General features: G+C 62.1%; 12 protein-coding genes. 10 read left to right on the top strand and 2 right to left on the bottom strand.

Annotated elements, in window-relative coordinates; translation table 11 throughout:
- The first annotated feature begins 77 nt into the window (after positions 1-77).
- The 6 genes from F6X62_RS22855 to F6X62_RS22880 all read left to right on the top strand — a co-directional run bounded on the left by F6X62_RS22855 (position 78) and on the right by F6X62_RS22880 (position 10,227).
- On the top strand, positions 78-4,532 hold the full coding sequence (locus F6X62_RS22855; protein ID WP_178117586.1) for an NEL-type E3 ubiquitin ligase domain-containing protein: 4,455 nt from the start codon (positions 78-80) through the stop codon (positions 4,530-4,532).
- A 139-nt stretch (positions 4,533-4,671) separates the two neighbouring features.
- Entirely contained in the window at positions 4,672-6,318 is a 1,647-nt protein-coding gene (locus F6X62_RS22860; protein ID WP_153774791.1) for an acyl-CoA synthetase, read from the top strand.
- Positions 6,319-6,330: 12 nt separating this feature from the next.
- On the top strand, positions 6,331-7,098 hold the full coding sequence (locus F6X62_RS22865; RefSeq protein ID WP_153774792.1) for an SDR family NAD(P)-dependent oxidoreductase: 768 nt from the start codon (positions 6,331-6,333) through the stop codon (positions 7,096-7,098).
- A 12-nt stretch (positions 7,099-7,110) separates the two neighbouring features.
- A complete protein-coding gene (locus F6X62_RS22870) occupies positions 7,111-8,304 on the top strand; it encodes an acetyl-CoA C-acyltransferase (protein WP_153774793.1) in 1,194 nt (397 codons plus the stop codon).
- A gap of 8 nt (positions 8,305-8,312) precedes the next feature.
- Positions 8,313-9,440 (top strand): acyl-CoA dehydrogenase, encoded by a 1,128-nt coding sequence (locus F6X62_RS22875; protein WP_153774794.1) that lies wholly within the window; start codon positions 8,313-8,315, stop codon positions 9,438-9,440.
- A gap of 13 nt (positions 9,441-9,453) precedes the next feature.
- Entirely contained in the window at positions 9,454-10,227 is a 774-nt protein-coding gene (locus tag F6X62_RS22880; RefSeq protein ID WP_153774795.1) for an enoyl-CoA hydratase, read from the top strand.
- 36 nt (positions 10,228-10,263) lie between these two features.
- On the opposite strand, the gene F6X62_RS22885 is transcribed toward F6X62_RS22880, so the two are convergent.
- Positions 10,264-14,790, bottom strand: coding sequence for a DUF6543 domain-containing protein (locus F6X62_RS22885; RefSeq protein ID WP_153774796.1), 4,527 nt, complete (start codon positions 14,788-14,790; stop codon positions 10,264-10,266).
- A 373-nt stretch (positions 14,791-15,163) separates the two neighbouring features.
- On the opposite strand from F6X62_RS22885, the gene F6X62_RS22890 reads away from it, so the two are divergent.
- Together F6X62_RS22890 and F6X62_RS25480 are read left to right on the top strand one after the other, a co-directional pair.
- On the top strand, positions 15,164-15,568 hold the full coding sequence (locus F6X62_RS22890) for a TraR/DksA C4-type zinc finger protein (protein WP_054894328.1): 405 nt from the start codon (positions 15,164-15,166) through the stop codon (positions 15,566-15,568).
- Positions 15,569-15,754: 186 nt separating this feature from the next.
- Positions 15,755-15,940 (top strand): hypothetical protein, encoded by a 186-nt coding sequence (locus F6X62_RS25480; protein ID WP_153774797.1) that lies wholly within the window; start codon positions 15,755-15,757, stop codon positions 15,938-15,940.
- A 5-nt stretch (positions 15,941-15,945) separates the two neighbouring features.
- Here F6X62_RS25480 and F6X62_RS22900 read toward each other — a convergent pair whose 3' ends face one another.
- Entirely contained in the window at positions 15,946-16,143 is a 198-nt protein-coding gene (locus F6X62_RS22900) for a hypothetical protein (RefSeq protein ID WP_063545549.1), read from the bottom strand.
- Between the two features lie 315 nt (positions 16,144-16,458).
- On the opposite strand from F6X62_RS22900, the gene F6X62_RS22905 reads away from it, so the two are divergent.
- Both F6X62_RS22905 and F6X62_RS22910 read left to right on the top strand, forming a co-directional pair.
- Positions 16,459-16,929: a hypothetical protein gene (locus F6X62_RS22905; protein WP_153774798.1), complete on the top strand. Its 471-nt coding sequence runs from the start codon at positions 16,459-16,461 to the stop codon at positions 16,927-16,929.
- On the top strand, positions 16,926-17,138 hold the full coding sequence (locus tag F6X62_RS22910) for a hypothetical protein (protein ID WP_153774799.1): 213 nt from the start codon (positions 16,926-16,928) through the stop codon (positions 17,136-17,138). The genes F6X62_RS22905 and F6X62_RS22910 overlap by 4 nt, the downstream gene beginning before the upstream one ends.
- Positions 17,139-17,157 lie beyond the last annotated feature (19 nt).

Raw genomic sequence — 17,157 nt, forward strand, 5'->3', positions numbered from 1 at the left:
CGGAGCTCATTCCTCCTGCCATGGCCCGGACGGTCCAGCGAAAGTGCATGACGCGATTTGCGAAAGGAGCCTCTCCCATGACATCTATCCCTCCCTTGACCGTCGGTAAGCCCAGTGTTGCCGATGCAGTCGATGACTTTATCCGCACCGGGTTGCCCGAATGGCTCAAGCGTGCCTCACCTGCCCAGATCAACCGTCTGCGCGATCGCTTCAAGAGCAGCCGGGTCAGCCAGGACAAGGTGCGTGCGGCAACGCTCGACCTGATCCCGCTGCACACCTTCGTACTTGAGCAATTCACAGCTCTGCTCGGCGACCGGTTGCCCAAGGACTGTAAGCTCGATCAGTTGCAGTGGCTGGATGTCAGGCGCGAGTTCGGCCTGGTTCCGGGAGTGCATTGGCCGTTCTATCGACCGGGTTACGTGCGACAGCCAGGGTTGCTGCGACTGATGCAGAACTTTCACGCCGACGACGCCGCGCTCGAGGGCAGTGGGCTTGTGCATCCGGGGGCTGATGTTGTGTTGTCAGGTCCGGCGAACGATCTGGCACGCGACTGCCGCAAGAAAAATGTCGGCAGCCTTTACCAGGCTCAGCTAGCGCAGGTTTTCAGTGCATCGAACTGCGCGCTGCTGGCCGAGGACAAGCGCTCGAGCCTGAGCCTTGTGATCGAGATCGCAGCGCTCAAGGGAGAGATATCGGCGCTTGAGCAGATTGCTTTGCAGGATATCGCCCAAGGTGTGCCCGAGCAGCATGAGACGCTGCTGCGAGGTTATTCCGGCATGCTGACGGTGCTGGGTTGCATTATCACTGATGGCCTGACCATCGCACTGCGGGACGCTGCAGGTGTGAGCAAGGGTGTCATGCTGTACCTGCCCAGTGACCCGCAGCTTGCTCTGCGGCGTTATGACTCGTGGGAAGACCTGAGTGCGGCTATGGTCACCGCGCTCGAGGACAAGGCTTACCTTGAGTTCTTCAGTGGTCTGGTTGCGTTTGAACAGCGGCCGACGTTCCTGCAGACACTGGGCAAACGTCTGGCCGATGCCAGCCCGGATCTACAGATCGAAGGCAGGACAGTGCAGGGCGAGTTGTTCGCGGAGCTGGTGGCGCAGCAGGTGCAGCGGGTGAAGTCCGACGCACGGTACGTGCTGGTCCCGACCGCTGACGCGGATCATGCTGCGACCCAGTCACGCCTGCAGGCGTGGCAGTCGATCGGGCTTGGCTTGGCCAATCTGGCAGGGCTGTTCATTCCTGCGATCGGTGCGATTTTGTTTGGCCAGTTGGTGGAGCAGACGCTCTCGCAGGTGTTCGAAGGGACTGCGGACTGGACCCGTGGTCATCAACATGAAGCCCTTGAACATCTGCTCGGTGTGGCCGAGACCGTTGCGGTCACGGCGGCGCTGGCTGGGGGGGCTGCGGTGGTTGCACGGGGGTTCGCCCGCAGCAGCTATGTTGATGGTCTGAAGCCTGTCGACGTGCAAGGCGTCGGCACGCGTCTTTGGTCAAGCGCGCTGGATACTTATGTTAACGAGCCGCTACAGCCGCGCTTGCAGGATGACGGGCTCTATCGCACTGCCGACTCGCGCTGGTTGCGGGTTGGCAAGCGTTTCTTTGCCGTGCACCAACCGTCGGCTCAAGGTGGCTGGCGCGTGCGTCACCCGCGTCGTGTGGCTGCCTACGGTCCTGCGCTGGAAACCGTCGGCGAGCGTGGCTGGCGGCTGCGCCTGGAGCGACCGCTGGAGTGGTCGGACGAGGCTCGGATGCTGCAGAGCCTATGGCCCCTGGACCCGGCGTTGACCCGCACCGATGCCTTGGCCGTTCTCGACATGGCGGACATCGATGTCGAAGAGTTGCGTGGCTTGCTGGTGGATAGCCGTGAGGTTCCGGCCAACCTGCGCGAGACGTTGCGGCGCTTCGATGCGGACCGACAGGTATCGGCGTTCTTCAAGGCGTTGGCCGAGGACCAGCTACCTGTGGACGATGCACGTATCGAGGCGTGGTGCCTGGCGTTGCCAGGCTTGCACAAGGCGGACAGTGCCGGGCTGCGTGTTGCCTTGCTGGCGCAGGAGCCGGTGCTGCGCCGCGATCTTTTCCAGTATCTGGTTACCGAAAACCCGCCTGCAGACCCGCTGTGTGCGCTGTTGCAGCGTGACTTTCCCGGGTTGCCTGCACGGTATGCCGTGCAGGCAACCGCCCAGGTGTCGAGCCGTCTGCGCACGATCGCCGAGGTTGAATCACGCGTACCGCTGGCAGTGGCGAACGACGCCCGGTCACTGCTGCAACTGGCTCGCTTGAGCCGCGCCTGCGAGTCGCTTTACCTGGATAATGTATACAGCGACGAGGGTGCCGAACTGGTTCTGGCGCTGGCAGCACGGCTACCCGGATGGCCGCAGACGTTGCGCCTGGTGCTGCGTGAAGGAACCCTTGATGGACGGGTGGTCAAGGCCGTCGGACCTGTTGCCGACACTGGTTCGCAAGTCACACTGGTGCATAAAGATTGCCAGTTCCAACGCTATGACCATGGCGGTCTGAAGCAGGGTGAGCCCGCGTTTTCTATGGCACAGGCGCTGGTCGACGCGCTACCGGTCGAGGTACGGACCTCACAGGGGCTCACAGGTACGAATGCAGGTCTGCTGCTGCGTGCGGCGTTGCGTGCGCAACTACCGAGCACACGCAGTGAGCGTGTAAGTCTGCTGGGCTGGACCCCACGTAAATCCTGGTTCAACCCTGGACGGCGCATGGCTGATGGGCGTGTTGGGTATCCGCTCAGTGGACGCGGGCAGCCTGGCTCCTCCTGGCAGCCGCTACTGGACCGTCTGCGCGCGATCTATCCTGATCTTTTACCCGCGCAACTTGAGGCGCGACTGAGTCAGATGCAGCAAGCGCCTGGGTCCCTTTACCGGCGGCTGGCCGAGCTTGAAGGCGATTATGAGCGACTGGAGAGGGCACTCTCGGGTTGGCTCAGCGCCGGGCTTGGCGGCCTTAGCCACGCTGCCCGCGTCCAGGCTGCCGAGCGCATGCGCCAGGCCTGGCGCCTTCAGGACGGGCAGCAGACCCTGGTGATCAGTGGCGTACAACTGCAGACCTTGCCCGAGTTCGTCCACCCGACGACGTTCGCCAACGTTACCACGCTGGTCATCAGCGACACCTCGCTCACTCATGTGCCGACCGACTTCCTGCATTGCTTCAGCGCTTTGAGGGAGCTGAACCTGAGCGGCAATCATCTGCTGGCCTTGCCACGAGGTATCGTTCACCTGGTTGAGCTGCGTCGTCTGCGACTGGCGCGTAACGACATTCGCCTCGATGAAGCAGGTGTCCAGGTGCTGACGGGCCTGCAACATCTGAACGAGCTGGACCTGAGCCACAATCCGTTAGGGGCGTTGATCTTGCGCTTCAATCACCTTCCGCAACTGCGCGAAATCAGTGTGCGCCATTGCCGATTGGGTGCCTGGCCGGACGGTTTGGAGCAGTGCGGATTTCTTGAGCGCGCCGACCTGCGCGACAACCAGATTCCTGTCGTGCCAGCGGCCATCCTGCAGATGCCGAATGTCTTCCGCCGCGGTTTCATGGTCGAAGGCAATCTTTTGTCGAGCGTTGAGCTGCGAGGGCTCTATGCTCTCGACGCGATCCAGGAGCATCTGCACCTACCAGAGCGACTGACCCGGCAGAATGTCGACGTGGTGCGCGCTTCGTGGTTGGACAGCGGCGATTCGGCCTTGTACAACGCGCAGCTGTTCCAATGGGACACGCTGCAGGCGATGCCGGACAGCGATGGGTTCTTCCAGTTGCTGGGGTGGCTGACGCTCACGCAGGACCATGCTCAGGTGCCAGCGGTGCTGTCGACGCGTGTTTGGTCTCTGCTCAATGCCATCAACGCCGACACTGACCTGCGCAACCATCTTTACGCGCTGGCCGACGACAACCTGACCTGCCTGAATGCGGTCAGTGACCGTTTCAGTGATTTGCAGCGCTGCGCCGCGATTGCGCGTGCCGATGCCAACACCTTGCATGAGCGGGGCAGTGAGCTGATCACACTCGGTCAGGGGCTGTTTCGCCTGGACCAGTTGGACGCGTTCGCTCGTGCCGACATCCGTCGCCGGATCGAAGCCGGCGATAGTGTCGACCAGCTTGCAGTGCGCTTGTACTACCGAGTGAGCCTGAGGGAGCGCCTGAGCCTACCGTTCACTTCGCGGTTCATGGACTATGCCTCGGCGGCCGAGGTGACTGACAGCCAGCTTCAGGATGCGCTGGTGGCGGTGAGGGCAGCGGAGTCGATCGAAGCCCTGGGTGAAAGCCTGAGTCGGCAGGCGTTCTGGCGGCGCTATATGCTTGAGCGCCATGATGCGGTCTTCGAGCGCGTCGAAACAGACCATCAGATGCGGTTGGCGGCGCTTCGGGCCAGGGCCGACCAGATTTCGGCCGAGAATCTGGCCCTGGAGATCGAGGCGCTGGAGAGTCGGCGGGACGTCGAGGAACTCGAGATGATACGTGAACTGACCCGGCAAATGCTGATTGGCCGGGAGCGGGGGCTTGGCTGAACGCTCAGGGCGCTGAGGCTACAGTGGCCAAACCGATCATGCCTGATGAGCGCTTTTGCCATTGTCCACAAGCGCTGGCGGCGCGACTATCGTCGGACCTAGGGTTCAACTCCAACAACAAGAAACCAGGAGTCCGACGATGCGTGATTACGCCGAGGCCGCGCGAGCATTCGAATATGACGGGGTTGCCGCAAACGCCTTGCAGGGCAACCTGCAGGCACTCAACGCCTGTGTCGAGTGCTGCGACCGGCATGTCGGCCGCAACCTGCCTGCGCTGATCTGTGAAGACCAGGAAGGTAACGGCGCGCGCTACAGTTTCGAGCAGCTGCAGGCCATGTCGGCTCGCATGGGCAATGTCCTGAAGGATCAGGGCGTGGGGCCTGGGGACCGGGTCGCCGGCCTGATGCCACGTACCGTCGAACTGCTGGTGACGATTCTCGCCACCTGGCGACTGGGGGCGGTATACCAGCCGTTGTTCACCGCGTTCGGCCCCAAGGCCATCGAGCACCGTCTGGAGCAGTCCCAGGCCCGGGTGGTAGTCACTGATCGCAACAACCGCGCCAAGCTGGACGATGTCAGCGGCTGCCCGACGATCATCACGGTCGGTGCTGCGGCGCACGAGCTGGATTTCCAGCAGGCGTTGGAGGCGGCAAGCGATCACTGCGAGCCGGTAATGCGTAGCGGCGACGACCCCTTCCTGTTGATGTTCACGTCCGGCACCACAGGGCCGGCAAAACCCCTCGAGGTCCCGCTGCGTGCGATCGTCGCCTTCCAGGGCTACATGCGCGATGCCATCGACCTGCGCCCTGACGATAGCTTCTGGAACCTGGCCGATCCGGGCTGGGCCTATGGCCTGTACTACGCGGTTACCGGCCCCCTGGCGCTGGGGCACGCCACCACGTTCTACGATGGTCCGTTCAGCGTCGAGAGCTGTGCACGGATCATCGACAAGCTGGGCATCAGCAACCTGGCCGGCTCGCCCACCGCCTATCGCTTGCTGATCGCAGCCGGTGAGGCGTTCTCGGCACCGATCAAGGGGCGTCTGCGGGTGGTCAGCAGCGCCGGTGAGCCGCTCAATCCCGAAGTGATCCGCTGGTTCGCCGACGCCTTGAACGTGACCATCCACGACCACTATGGCCAGACCGAGCTGGGCATGGTGCTGTGCAACCACCATGGCCTGGCGCACCCGGTAAACCTGGGGTCGGCGGGCTTCGCCATCCCCGGGCATCGCATCGTGGTGCTGGACGAAGCTGGCAACGAGCTGCCTGCCGGTCAGCCGGGGATACTGGCAGTCGACCGCGAGCAGTCGCCGCTGTGCTGGTTCGGCGGCTACCACGGCGTTCCCACCAAGGCGTTCATCGGCAAATACTACCTTTCCGGCGACACCGTCGAGCTCAACACCGATGGCAGCATCAGCTTCGTCGGCCGCAGCGACGATGTGATCACCACCTCCGGCTACCGCGTCGGTCCGTTCGATGTGGAGAGCGCGCTGATCGAACACCCGGCGGTGATCGAGGCGGCGGTGGTGGGCAAGCCTGACCCCCAGCGTACCGAGCTGATCAAGGCTTTCGTGGTGCTGGCCGCAGGGCATAGCGCCAGCCCTGAACTGGAAGAGGCCTTGCGCCAACATGTGCGCCAGCGCCTGTACGCCCACGCTTACCCGCGTGAAATCGAATTCGTCGGCGAGCTGCCCAAGACCCCGAGCGGCAAGCTGCAACGCTTCATCCTGCGCAATCAGGAAATTGCCAAGCAACGCGCTGCGCAGGCCACCCCTGCTGGCGCCTGAAGGAAGACCTCAATGAACGTTCAACGCAAAAGTTTCATCGTCACCGGCGCCGCCTCCGGGCTGGGCGCCGCTACCGCGCAAATGCTGGTCGAGGCTGGCGCCCGTGTGATGCTGGTCGACCTCAACGCCGAGGCGGTCGAAGCCAAGGCGCGGGAGCTGGGTGACAACGCCCGCTTCGCAGTGGCCGACATCAGCAGCGAGCCGGCCGCCCAGGCAGCGGTCGAGGCGGCCGTCAGCGCCTTCGGTGGCCTGCACGGGTTGGTCAATTGCGCGGGGATCGTCGGCGCCGAGAAGGTCCTGGGCAAACAGGGGCCGCATGGCCTGGCAAGCTTTGCCAAGGTGATCAATGTCAACCTGATTGGCAGCTTCAACATGCTGCGCCTGGCCGCAGCGGCCATGGCCGAAGGCCCTGCGGACGAGTGCGGTGAGCGGGGTGTGATCATCAATACCGCCTCCATCGCCGCCTATGACGGGCAGATCGGCCAGGCGGCCTATGCCGCCTCCAAGGGCGCGATTGCCAGCCTGACACTGCCGACCGCCCGTGAACTGGCGCGCTTCGGTATCCGCGTGATGACTATCGCTCCCGGCATTTTCGAGACGCCGATGATGGCCGGGATGACCCAGGAAGTGCGTGATTCGCTCGCCGCCGGGGTGCCATTCCCACCACGTCTCGGCCGCCCGCAGGAATACGCGGCACTGGCCCGCCACATCATCGAGAACAGCATGCTCAACGGCGAGGTGATCCGCCTCGACGGTGCACTGCGCATGGCTGCCAAGTAAGGAGAAGAGCTCATGAGCCTCGTCAATGATCCGATCGTCATCGTCAGTGCCGTGCGCACGCCCATGGGTGGCCTGCAGGGCGACCTGAAAAGCCTCACTGCACCGCAGCTGGGCAGCGCAGCGATCCGCGCCGCAGTCGAGCGTGCAGGCATCGATGCCGCCAGCGTCGAGCAGGTGTTGTTCGGTTGCGTATTGCCCGCCGGGCTTGGCCAGGCGCCGGCGCGCCAGGCCGCACTCGGGGCGGGCCTGGGCAAGCACACCACCTGTACCACCCTGAACAAGATGTGCGGCTCTGGCATGCAGGCTGCGATCATGGCCCATGACCTGTTGTTGGCCGGCAGTGCCGATGTGGTGGTGGCGGGTGGCATGGAGAGCATGACCAACGCTCCGTATCTGCTGGACAAGGCCCGCGGCGGCTATCGCATGGGGCATGGCAGGATCATCGACCACATGTTCATGGATGGCCTCGAGGATGCCTACGACAAAGGTCGCCTGATGGGCACCTTCGCTGAAGATTGCGCCCAGGCCGGGGCCTTCAGCCGCGAGGCCCAGGATAACTTCGCCATTGCGTCGCTGACCCGTGCCCAGGACGCGATCAAGAATGGCCGCTTCAGCGCCGAGATCGTGCCGGTGGAGGTCATCGAGGGCAAGGAGAAACGGCTCGTCAAGGACGACGAGCAGCCGCCCAAGGCGCGGTTGGACAAGATCCCCCAGCTCAAGCCGGCATTCCGCGAGGGCGGCACGGTGACGGCCGCCAACTCCAGCTCTATCTCCGACGGCGCTGCGGCCCTGGTACTGATGCGCCGCAGTGAAGCCGACAAGCGTCGCCTCAAGCCGCTGGCGGTGATCCACGGTCATGCAGCCTTCGCCGATACGCCGGCGCTGTTCCCGACCGCACCGATCGGCGCCATCGACAAGCTGATCAAACGTACTGGCTGGGATCTTGCCCAGGTGGACCTGTTCGAGATCAACGAAGCCTTTGCCGTCGTCACCCTGGCCGCCATGAAGCACCTGGACCTGCCCCATGACAAGGTCAACATTCATGGCGGCGCCTGTGCCCTGGGCCACCCGATTGGTGCCTCCGGTGCGCGTATCCTGGTGACGCTGCTTTCGGCGCTGCGCCAGAACAACCTGCGCCGCGGTATCGCGGCCATCTGCATCGGCGGCGGCGAAGCCACGGCGATCGCGGTCGAATGCCTGTACTGAGGTGAACCATGCTGGTAACTGACGAGCAACAACAGATCGCCGATGCGGTAAAGGACTTCGCTCAGGAGCGCCTCAAACCTTTCGCCGAGCAGTGGGACAAGGAGCATCGCTTCCCGCGTGAAGCCATCGACGAGATGGCCGGGCTTGGCCTGTTCGGGATGCTGGTGCCAGAGCAGTATGGTGGCAGCGACACCGGTTATGTCGCCTACGCCATGGCCCTGGAAGAAATCGCCGCCGGCGACGGCGCCTGTTCGACCATCATGAGCGTGCATAACTCGGTGGGCTGCGTGCCGATCCTGAAGTTCGGAACCGAGCAGCAGAAACAGCGTTACCTGGTGCCGCTGGCCAGCGGTGCGATGATCGGCGCCTTCGCCCTCACCGAGCCCCAGGCGGGCTCCGACGCCAGCAGCCTGAAAACGCGTGCGCGTCTGGATGGCGATCACTATGTGCTAAACGGCAGCAAGCAGTTCATCACTTCCGGTCAGAACGCCGGCGTGGTGATCGTCTTCGCTGTCACCGATCCTGAAGCGGGCAAGCGTGGGATCAGTGCGTTCATCGTGCCCACCGACTCGCCGGGCTATCAGGTGGTGCGGGTTGAAGAAAAGCTTGGGCAGCACGCCTCCGACACCTGCCAGATCGTTTTCGATGACGTGCGGGTGCCGGTGGACAATCGCCTGGGCGACGAGGGGCAGGGTTACAAGATCGCTCTGGCCAACCTCGAAGGCGGACGTATCGGCATCGCTTCGCAGGCCGTCGGCATGGCCCGTGCGGCGTTCGAGGTCGCGCGCGACTACGCCAAGGAGCGCCAGAGCTTCGGCAAGGTGCTGGTCGAGCACCAGGCTGTGGCTTTCCGTCTGGCCGACATGGCCACGCGCATCGCCGTGGCCAGGCAGATGGTGCTGCATGCCGCCGCCCTGCGCGATGCCGGGCGCCCGGCGCTGGTGGAGGCGTCGATGGCCAAGCTTTTCGCCTCGGAAATGGCCGAAAAGGTCTGTTCGGATGCCTTGCAGACGCTCGGCGGATATGGCTATCTGAAGGACTTCCCGCTGGAGCGCATCTATCGCGATGTGCGGGTTTGCCAGATCTACGAAGGCACCAGTGACATTCAGCGCATGGTCATTGCGCGCAATCTTTGAAGGAGCAGCTTGCATGGCATTCGAAACAATCCTGCTGGACATCCACGGCAAGGTCGGCCTGATCACCCTCAACCGTCCCCAGGCGCTCAATGCCCTGAACGCGCAGATCGTGGCCGAGATCAATCAGGCCCTGGACCAGCTCGAGCGTGATCCGAACATCGGTTGCGTGGTCCTGACTGGCTCTGCCAAGGCCTTCGCCGCAGGTGCCGACATCAAGGAGATGGCCGAGCTCAAGTATCCGCAGATCTACGTTGACGACCTGTTCAGCGACGCCGACCGCATCGCCAATCGGCGCAAACCGATCATCGCCGCGGTGTCGGGGTTCGCCCTGGGCGGCGGCTGCGAACTGGCGATGATGTGCGACTTCATTCTCGCCGCTGACAACGCCAGGTTCGGCCAGCCGGAAATCAACCTCGGCGTGCCGCCGGGTATGGGCGGCACCCAGCGCCTGACCCGTGCCGTGGGCAAGGCCAAGGCCATGGAACTGTGCCTGACTGGCCGCCTGATGGGCGCAGAGGAGGCCGAGCGGGCAGGGCTGGTGGCACGCGTGGTGCCCCAGGCCGAGCTGCTGGAAGAGGCGCTGAAGGTGGCGGCGACCATCGCCAGCAAGTCGATTCCGGTGAGCATGATGGTCAAGGAAAGCGTCAATCGTGCTTTCGAGGTGAGCCTGAGCGAGGGTGTGCGTTTCGAACGTCGCGTGTTCCACGCGGCTTTTTCCACGGAAGATCAGAAGGAAGGCATGGCAGCGTTCATCGCCAAGCGCGAGGCGCAGTTCAAGGACTGTTGAGGTTGAGGGGTAGCGCCAGGGCGCTGCCCCGCTGTTTCAGTCAGTGAAGAAGTACTGTTTTGCGTCGGCCAATGAGATCGGGCTGCGGTACACCTCTTCTTGATTCGGCGAGTGCGGGTTGGTGACCATCTTGCCCTGGGCAAAGCGTTGACTGGCCAGTTTCAGATGGCCGGCAACGAAATCTTCCCTGGTGGCGGTGCTTGAGCGATAGTGGAAGTGGGCATACCAGATCGCCTGCCCGTCGTGCTGCACGACATATTCGTCCAGGAAATCGGCAGGCCTGCCCTTGACCTTGGTCAAGGCTTTGCGCGTGCCGACAGGCTTGATCGTTATGTTGGTCTGCTCGATCAGAAATTGCAGCTCACCCATGCGCGGTTTTTGCTTGAGTGCCGCTTTGGTGCGCAGCCTGATGCTTTCGGTCGTGAGCTGTGCCGTCAGGTCCTCGATCTCCTTGATGACGATCGCCGCGTCGCCGCCTGCACTCGCCTCATCGGTGGCATTGTCCGCAGTGAGGCGGCGTTCTATGGACTCGCGGGCACTGTCGAGACGGCCGCGATGGTCCTTGAGAATTTCCTCTATCTCCACCGGCAGGTAGTCGTTCGAGTACGACTTGCTCAGGCGCGCCAGCTCCTTGCGCGCCGCAGTCATGCACGACCTGCCGTTCTTGAGCAGGCGCTTGAGCTTGGGCGGTTGTGCGGCAACAGGCGCCTCAGGTACAGCGGCTTCGAGCTCGACCCAGCGATCGTCCTTGAGTGTGTAGCTGCGAGTGGGTGTTTCACTGGCGGGGGTGGGGATGTCGACGATGCTCGGTTCGCCTTCACGTACCGTACCCAGCAGGATGCCATGCTCCTGTGTCTCTATCAGCCCGGGCAGTTGTGCGCGCAGTTGCTGGACTGTGCTGACCGGGATGAACTCAGGCAGCTCGTCGGTCTCCCTGGCGACATCGTCGGCGAACGCGTCGAAATCCTGCTCCATGCGCTTGAATTCATCACGGCTGCGCTCGGGATCCATATGTCTGATCAGATTGTTCAGCTGTCGCCGAGCTGTTCTGAGCTGGCCAGTGATACTGCTCAGGACCCTGGCAGTCACTTCCTCTCCCGGGCTCTTCAATCTGGCCAGTTGCAGGTGCTGCGTGATGCTCATCTGCAGGTTGTTCCAGGCGCGCTGAATCCAGAAGGAGCTTTCCTCATCCAGTTGCTGGAGCATGGTCATGCGGTTGATGCAGGCCTCGATGCGCATCCAGCGCAGTACCAGGTTCGAGGAGGGCTTGATGCCACCTTTGTCCACCACCTCGATGTAGCCGCTATTCTCGGTCTGGTGCTCGCTACGCAGCTTTTCGAGTTGTGCCCTTTGCTCGGTGAGCAGGGGGCCGTGCTCCAACATCTGGTCCAGTAGCAGCAGTATCTTCTCGATGCATTCGGCAAGGGTGGTGGCCTCTGCAGGGGTTATCTCATGACCACTGTTCTGTCGATCGTATATTTCGAGCATCTGAGCGCGCAGTGGGTCATGCAAGCGATTCAGAGCACGAAAGACTTCCTGTTCGCAGCGCACTTGCTGGCATAGGGCAAAGGCACGGCGCACCTTGTACTTCTCCAGTACCGCGCGCTCGTTGCGTTGCCTTAGGTGCTCGAGGTGCTGTGCCCAGAACGTCGAGCACTCCTTGGCGGTGCTCAGGTATTTATGCAGCGAGGCTTCATCTTCCTTGCCCTCGGCGTCCTTCAGTGCATCGATCAGCATCTGCTGGCGGCTTTGAGACTGTGCTCGTTCCTCGATGATTGTTGCATTCAGCGTTGTCAGGGCCTTTGCGTTCTCGGCCTTGAGTTGTGCGATTCGCTTGCCCAGGAGCATGCCGCCCTTGAGATGCAGGCGCAGATCCAGCTCCCAGCGGCCACTCTCTTCATGGCGTAGCCAGGGGCCCGGCTTGTCCGGGTTGGCGGCGTCGATGATACGCTGACGTTGTGCTATCGGATCCAGCTGCACCTCGTAAACACCGCTGTCCAGTGAGACCCAGGTGCGTGCGTCATGCAGGAAAAGGCCCTGCAACGCACCGTGAGATATCGGAGGCCCCAGTTCAGCGACCTTATAGGGCGCACGCAGCGCCAGCAGCGATTGACGCTGGGCGCTGTCAAGCTTGAACAAGGGATTGCTCCAGGAAAAATCGAACAGTGGATCGGGGGCGCTGCTCACCAGTGTCGGCAACTGATCGACGGTTGGGGTGGCCAGCGGGTCGACGGTGGGGGCTTCCAGCGGTCGTTGCAGGTCGATCCTGCGACGGGCGTGGGCGAACAGCAGCGTGGCGAGGTTGAGTAGCAGCTCTACCAGGGTGGCAGCGCGATCACTGGTGTTCTGTGGCCGGTCGCTGGTTGCCTGGAGAAAAGAGCTCTCCATCTGAATGATCCAGCCCGCGGTGGCCACGGACTCGGGGGCGAAAGGCAGTACCGTATTGAGTAACAGCCAACCCAGTGTCTGCCAGCGTGCCCAGCGTGTCTGTTCGCTGCTTTGTGCATGGCTGCTGAATTGGGTAATGGTTTCCTCCACGCAGGCCTTGTACAGCGCTGATGCGGGGTCTAGGCAGGGCGGTTCGATCGACAGCGATGCCGGGGCGGGTTTGCCGAACGGCACTGCCCAGTCGTCCTCTCCTGGATGGAACAGGTGCGGTTCGCGAAAACCACCGTAGGCGTATACCTTGCGCGCCTGCTCCGGGAGCCGTTGCAGGATGTCATCCTGCAGGTCGCCAGGTGTGGCAAGCGCCTCGAACAGTGCTATACGGTCCTGGAAGTAAGATAGGGGCGTGGCCAGCAGTGGGCGATAGAGCAGGCATGGGCCGTCATTGCCGGCACTCTTCTCGATCAGCCAGGTATTGCTCACATGATCAGGGCTGGCATCGAGGCTAGACTGCAACGCGAATGGCCGAAGGTACCACTCGACCGACTGGGGCTGCGGGTTGGTAAACAGTTGGCCAATCTCTTTGGAGAGGTCAGGGCCCGACGTCAGGCCCCGCAGGTTCAGGTCCATGACCAGCAGCGGCAACTGGCTGCGCAACTGCTTGCGCAACAATGCTGTGCGACGCTGTGCTGCTTGCGGGTCGTCGAGCAGCTTGGCGCGCAGCATTTGCGGATAGTGCTTGGCGATGTCTGCCTGGGTGATCAGTGCGCGCAGGTAGGTTTCGTCGAACCATGGCGGCACGCCACTGCCATCGACAGATTCGACCACCACCTTGCCAGGCTGCAGCAGCCCTAGGTTGGCAATGGCCAACTGCGCGAGATCGAATCGTTCGACATGAATGCTGCCACTGGTCTCCAGCGCACCTGCCCCGGGTATTGCGACGGCTGTGACCTGATGGTTCGCGGCACGCAGTTGCTTGAGGTCAAGGTCGAAATCGGGATGATCCTTGAGTATCCACTCGTAGAGCTTGGCATAGGCAAATGTCTGTGCGTCGAGGATTCCGTCCAGCCAGCCCTTCTTGCCGGCGCCCTCGTAGGTCTGGGCGATATCCGTGAGTACCAGGGCATAGCGCTGCAGTTGCCCTGGTTGCGCATTGCGCAACCACTCCGGCAACTCGGCGGCCAGGCGATCATGGGCCGCAGTGTCGTCGATGCCACACAGGCTCAACATCGAGGTGGTGCGGTCGAGCGCGAGCGCCAGTTCGTTGGGTCTCTGGAGTTGATCGGGTATCGAGCTGACAATGAGTGAGCCATGCAACTGTTGCTGCAACAGACCGCTGGCCTGATTGTCGAATGGCCGCCCGGGGATTCTGATCAGGCGCATCACTGTCTTTGCAGGCGGCAATGAGGCGGGCAGTCGTCGCCTGCCCCTGGCCAGCATCGCGTTACGGCTTTGATACTGCAGTAACCGACCACTGGTGGTGAACAGCAAGGTTACGGCCTCCTTACCCTCAGAGGCCGGGCTTTCGATCAACAAGGCACTGGCAAGGTCCGGGTCGAGTTGCCAATTAATCAGCATGTCCAGGCGCACGTTGTGCAGAACGAGACCCGGGTTATCCGAGGTGTTGTCCAGCAGTTGTTGGGCAACCGCCAGCGTTCTGTCATCCATGGATTGCTCTTTGCGATGGCCGTCCAGCGCGGTTTTGTAGCGCTCGCGCAGGTACTGGCTGCACCATTGCCACGGCGACTTGCCGTGATGCTTGTCTGCATCCGTCCAATAGTCGGTCAGCGCCTGACAATATTCCTTGAGCAGAAACGGCGCGGTTTCGTCGATCAGGGTCTCGATCGGGTGGAGTGAGGAGTCCAGGGTCTTGTCGGCGAGGCTTGGCTGGGTTTGGATCAGTATGTCTTGCAATGGTGTGAGGTTGAGGGTCGTCTTGAAGATGTAGCGCTGTATCAGCAAGCTGACCAGCGAGCGCTGGTAGGGCTCCGTACCGGGCTTGCCTGTGCTGCGAATGAATAGGGTCGCCGGATCGAGTGAGGGATCCAGCATGCGGGCCAACCATTGCTGCTTGAGCATGCGACTGGCCACATCTTTAAGCGAGGGGCGCGTCTGGAAGTGTTTGGCAATCTCGCAGTCCAGATCACCGACCTGTGGGCGGGGGGTAGAAAGGCTCATGATTGAGGTTCCTTTACGAAGGGGAACCCCCAGATGATCATCGTCGACAGGTGGCGTAGAGGTAGCCTGTCACTACCCCGAGCCAGAGCGTTCGGTATTGTAGCTGCAGGCTGACAGCAGGGCGGCTGTTGTTGCATATTAATGGGGCTGCGCCGCTGTCCGTGATGGTGTTCATCCCCGAGTATGGTCCCGGGGCAATCCGTCCGATTCGGCAGATTCCTCTGTCATTTCTGTTGCCCCACGGGGCCGGGCACCTTAGACTGCCGCCCCCTGTAAAAGAGTGCCGGTTGGCGCTTGAAGAATTCCGCTGCCTGCGAGCCATCGCCGGCGGCACCCGAATCGCCCAAATGCACATTTTTTCATAGAGAAATCGATGACCAAGGAACAGTTGCTGGCCATGTCGGCCGATGACTACATGAATGCCGATCAGCTCGGGTTCTTCACCGCGCTGCTGCAAGCGATGAAAGTCGAGACCCATGAGCGCATCGAGCTGAGCCGCGCCACCATCGAAAGCCTGGATACGCCCTCTGACCCGGCCGATGTGGCTTCGGTCGAGGAAGAGCGTCATTGGCTGGTCAACGCCATCGAGCGCGACCAGCGCCTGCTGCCGCAGCTGGAGATGGCCCTGGGCCGTATCGCTGACGAGAGCTTTGGCTGGTGCGACGACAGCGGCGAGCCGATCGGTCTGCAGCGCTTGCTGATCAGCCCGACCACCAAATACTGCATCGAAGCCCAGGAGCGTCACGAGCAGCTCGACCGCCATCAGCGGCAGATCTGACCGGACACACTCGGCGCAAGGCCCTGCGGAGCAATCCGTGGGGCCTTTCGCGTTTCCGCAGTAGCAGAAAGCATTTCGATTTGTTGCGATTGATGCAATACAGCTCTACGGGCAAGCGCTTTTTCCCGGCCTTGGCGGGTCGTATTCTAACCATGTAGTTAGCTTGCTAATTAAGTGGAGAGGGTCATGCAATCCCGGGTGAATGTGGCAGTGATGATAGGCTCTGGTGTACCTGCGATGCTGCAGGCACAGGGACAGCGGGCATGCTGGGTAGTGTTGGTCGATGGCGAGCGTCGCGGTACGGCCTTCGCCAGCCGGGCTGAAGCGCTGGAGTGTCAGGCTGCCTGGCTGCAGCAACTGGCGAAGGGATAGGCGGCTTAGATATCCAGGCTTAGCGCCAGTTCGCAGGCTGCCAGGTGGCTGCGGCGAAAGCCCATGACTCGGCCAGTGGCACGCTCGGTGATGTGGAAGAACGCGACGCCGGCGGGAATGACCACGAAACGCGCGATGTTGCGCACAGGTCGGATGTAAGAAATGTTCGAGACCTCTCGACGGATTTCGGTGTTTTCGTGCATATTCTTTCCCCTGTAAATGCATGGATGAATACCGGACCCATTCTGCCGAGGGGCCTGGCTTTATCTATTGCATCTTTTCTGGCGGCATTGTTGTCAGACAATATTGTTCCCCCTGTGGGATCTATGCTGAGCGTTCTCTTGGGGTTTTGGCTGGCGTGCGAGGGTGAAAGATCCTGCCTGCCGTATCGACGAGCCCCGCAGACGTTTCACGCATCATGTCACTAACCTTTCAGACTTCGCTTTGAAATGGCCGCCGCGTCACGCTTTCACGACTTCGTGTGGCGGCGGGAAACAACCGGTTCGAGGATCACTTCATTGGCAGTCAGTACTCTGGATACCCACGCCCTGTTCGCCCTGGGCGACTTGCGGGCCAAGTTGGTCAAGCTCTTTCAGGGCCGTTTCATCTACGTCACCGAGCAGAACCCCGATGGCCTGTACATGGCCGAGATCGATACCGACAACGCGATGGTCGTCGATGACAAGCAACGTCTGGAACTGAAGGTCGGGGATCACTTCCGGGCCGCGGTCCTGCCCAGTCGCGAGGGTGGCAAGCTCGAGCTGCGCTTTCGCGACATAAAGTTCAACATATATGGCGTGGGTGACTATGCGTTCGTCTCGGTACCCGAGGGCGATGGCATTGTTTTCCGTGACGGGCAGGGCGTGATGCTCGTGTTCGCTGCCCAGTCCCAGGTGGCGGAAGGCCTGGGCAAACTGCTCAAGGCGGTGACCGGCAAGGTCGCCAAATGGCGCAAGGGCGAGCTGACCACCTTCAAGGCCAGTGAATGAGTGGCGACGATGAGCTGCCTGCGGGGCGCGCCGAGTTTCACCAGCGCCACAAGGCGCAAGCAATCCTGGACGCCGAGCGCCTGATTGCCCATCGATCACAGTTGAGGGATGGTTGGCTGGCCTGGGTGGCGGGGGAGCTCTATCGGCTCGGCCCGCCTCCTTATGTGGCCATGGTTCGGCGCGAGCTGCAGCGCCTTACCCAGCACTGACAGCGTTTTCCAGGCGGCT

The organism is Pseudomonas sp. MNR3A, assembly GCF_009650575.1.
GTDB lineage: Bacteria > Pseudomonadota > Gammaproteobacteria > Pseudomonadales > Pseudomonadaceae > Aquipseudomonas > Aquipseudomonas machongensis.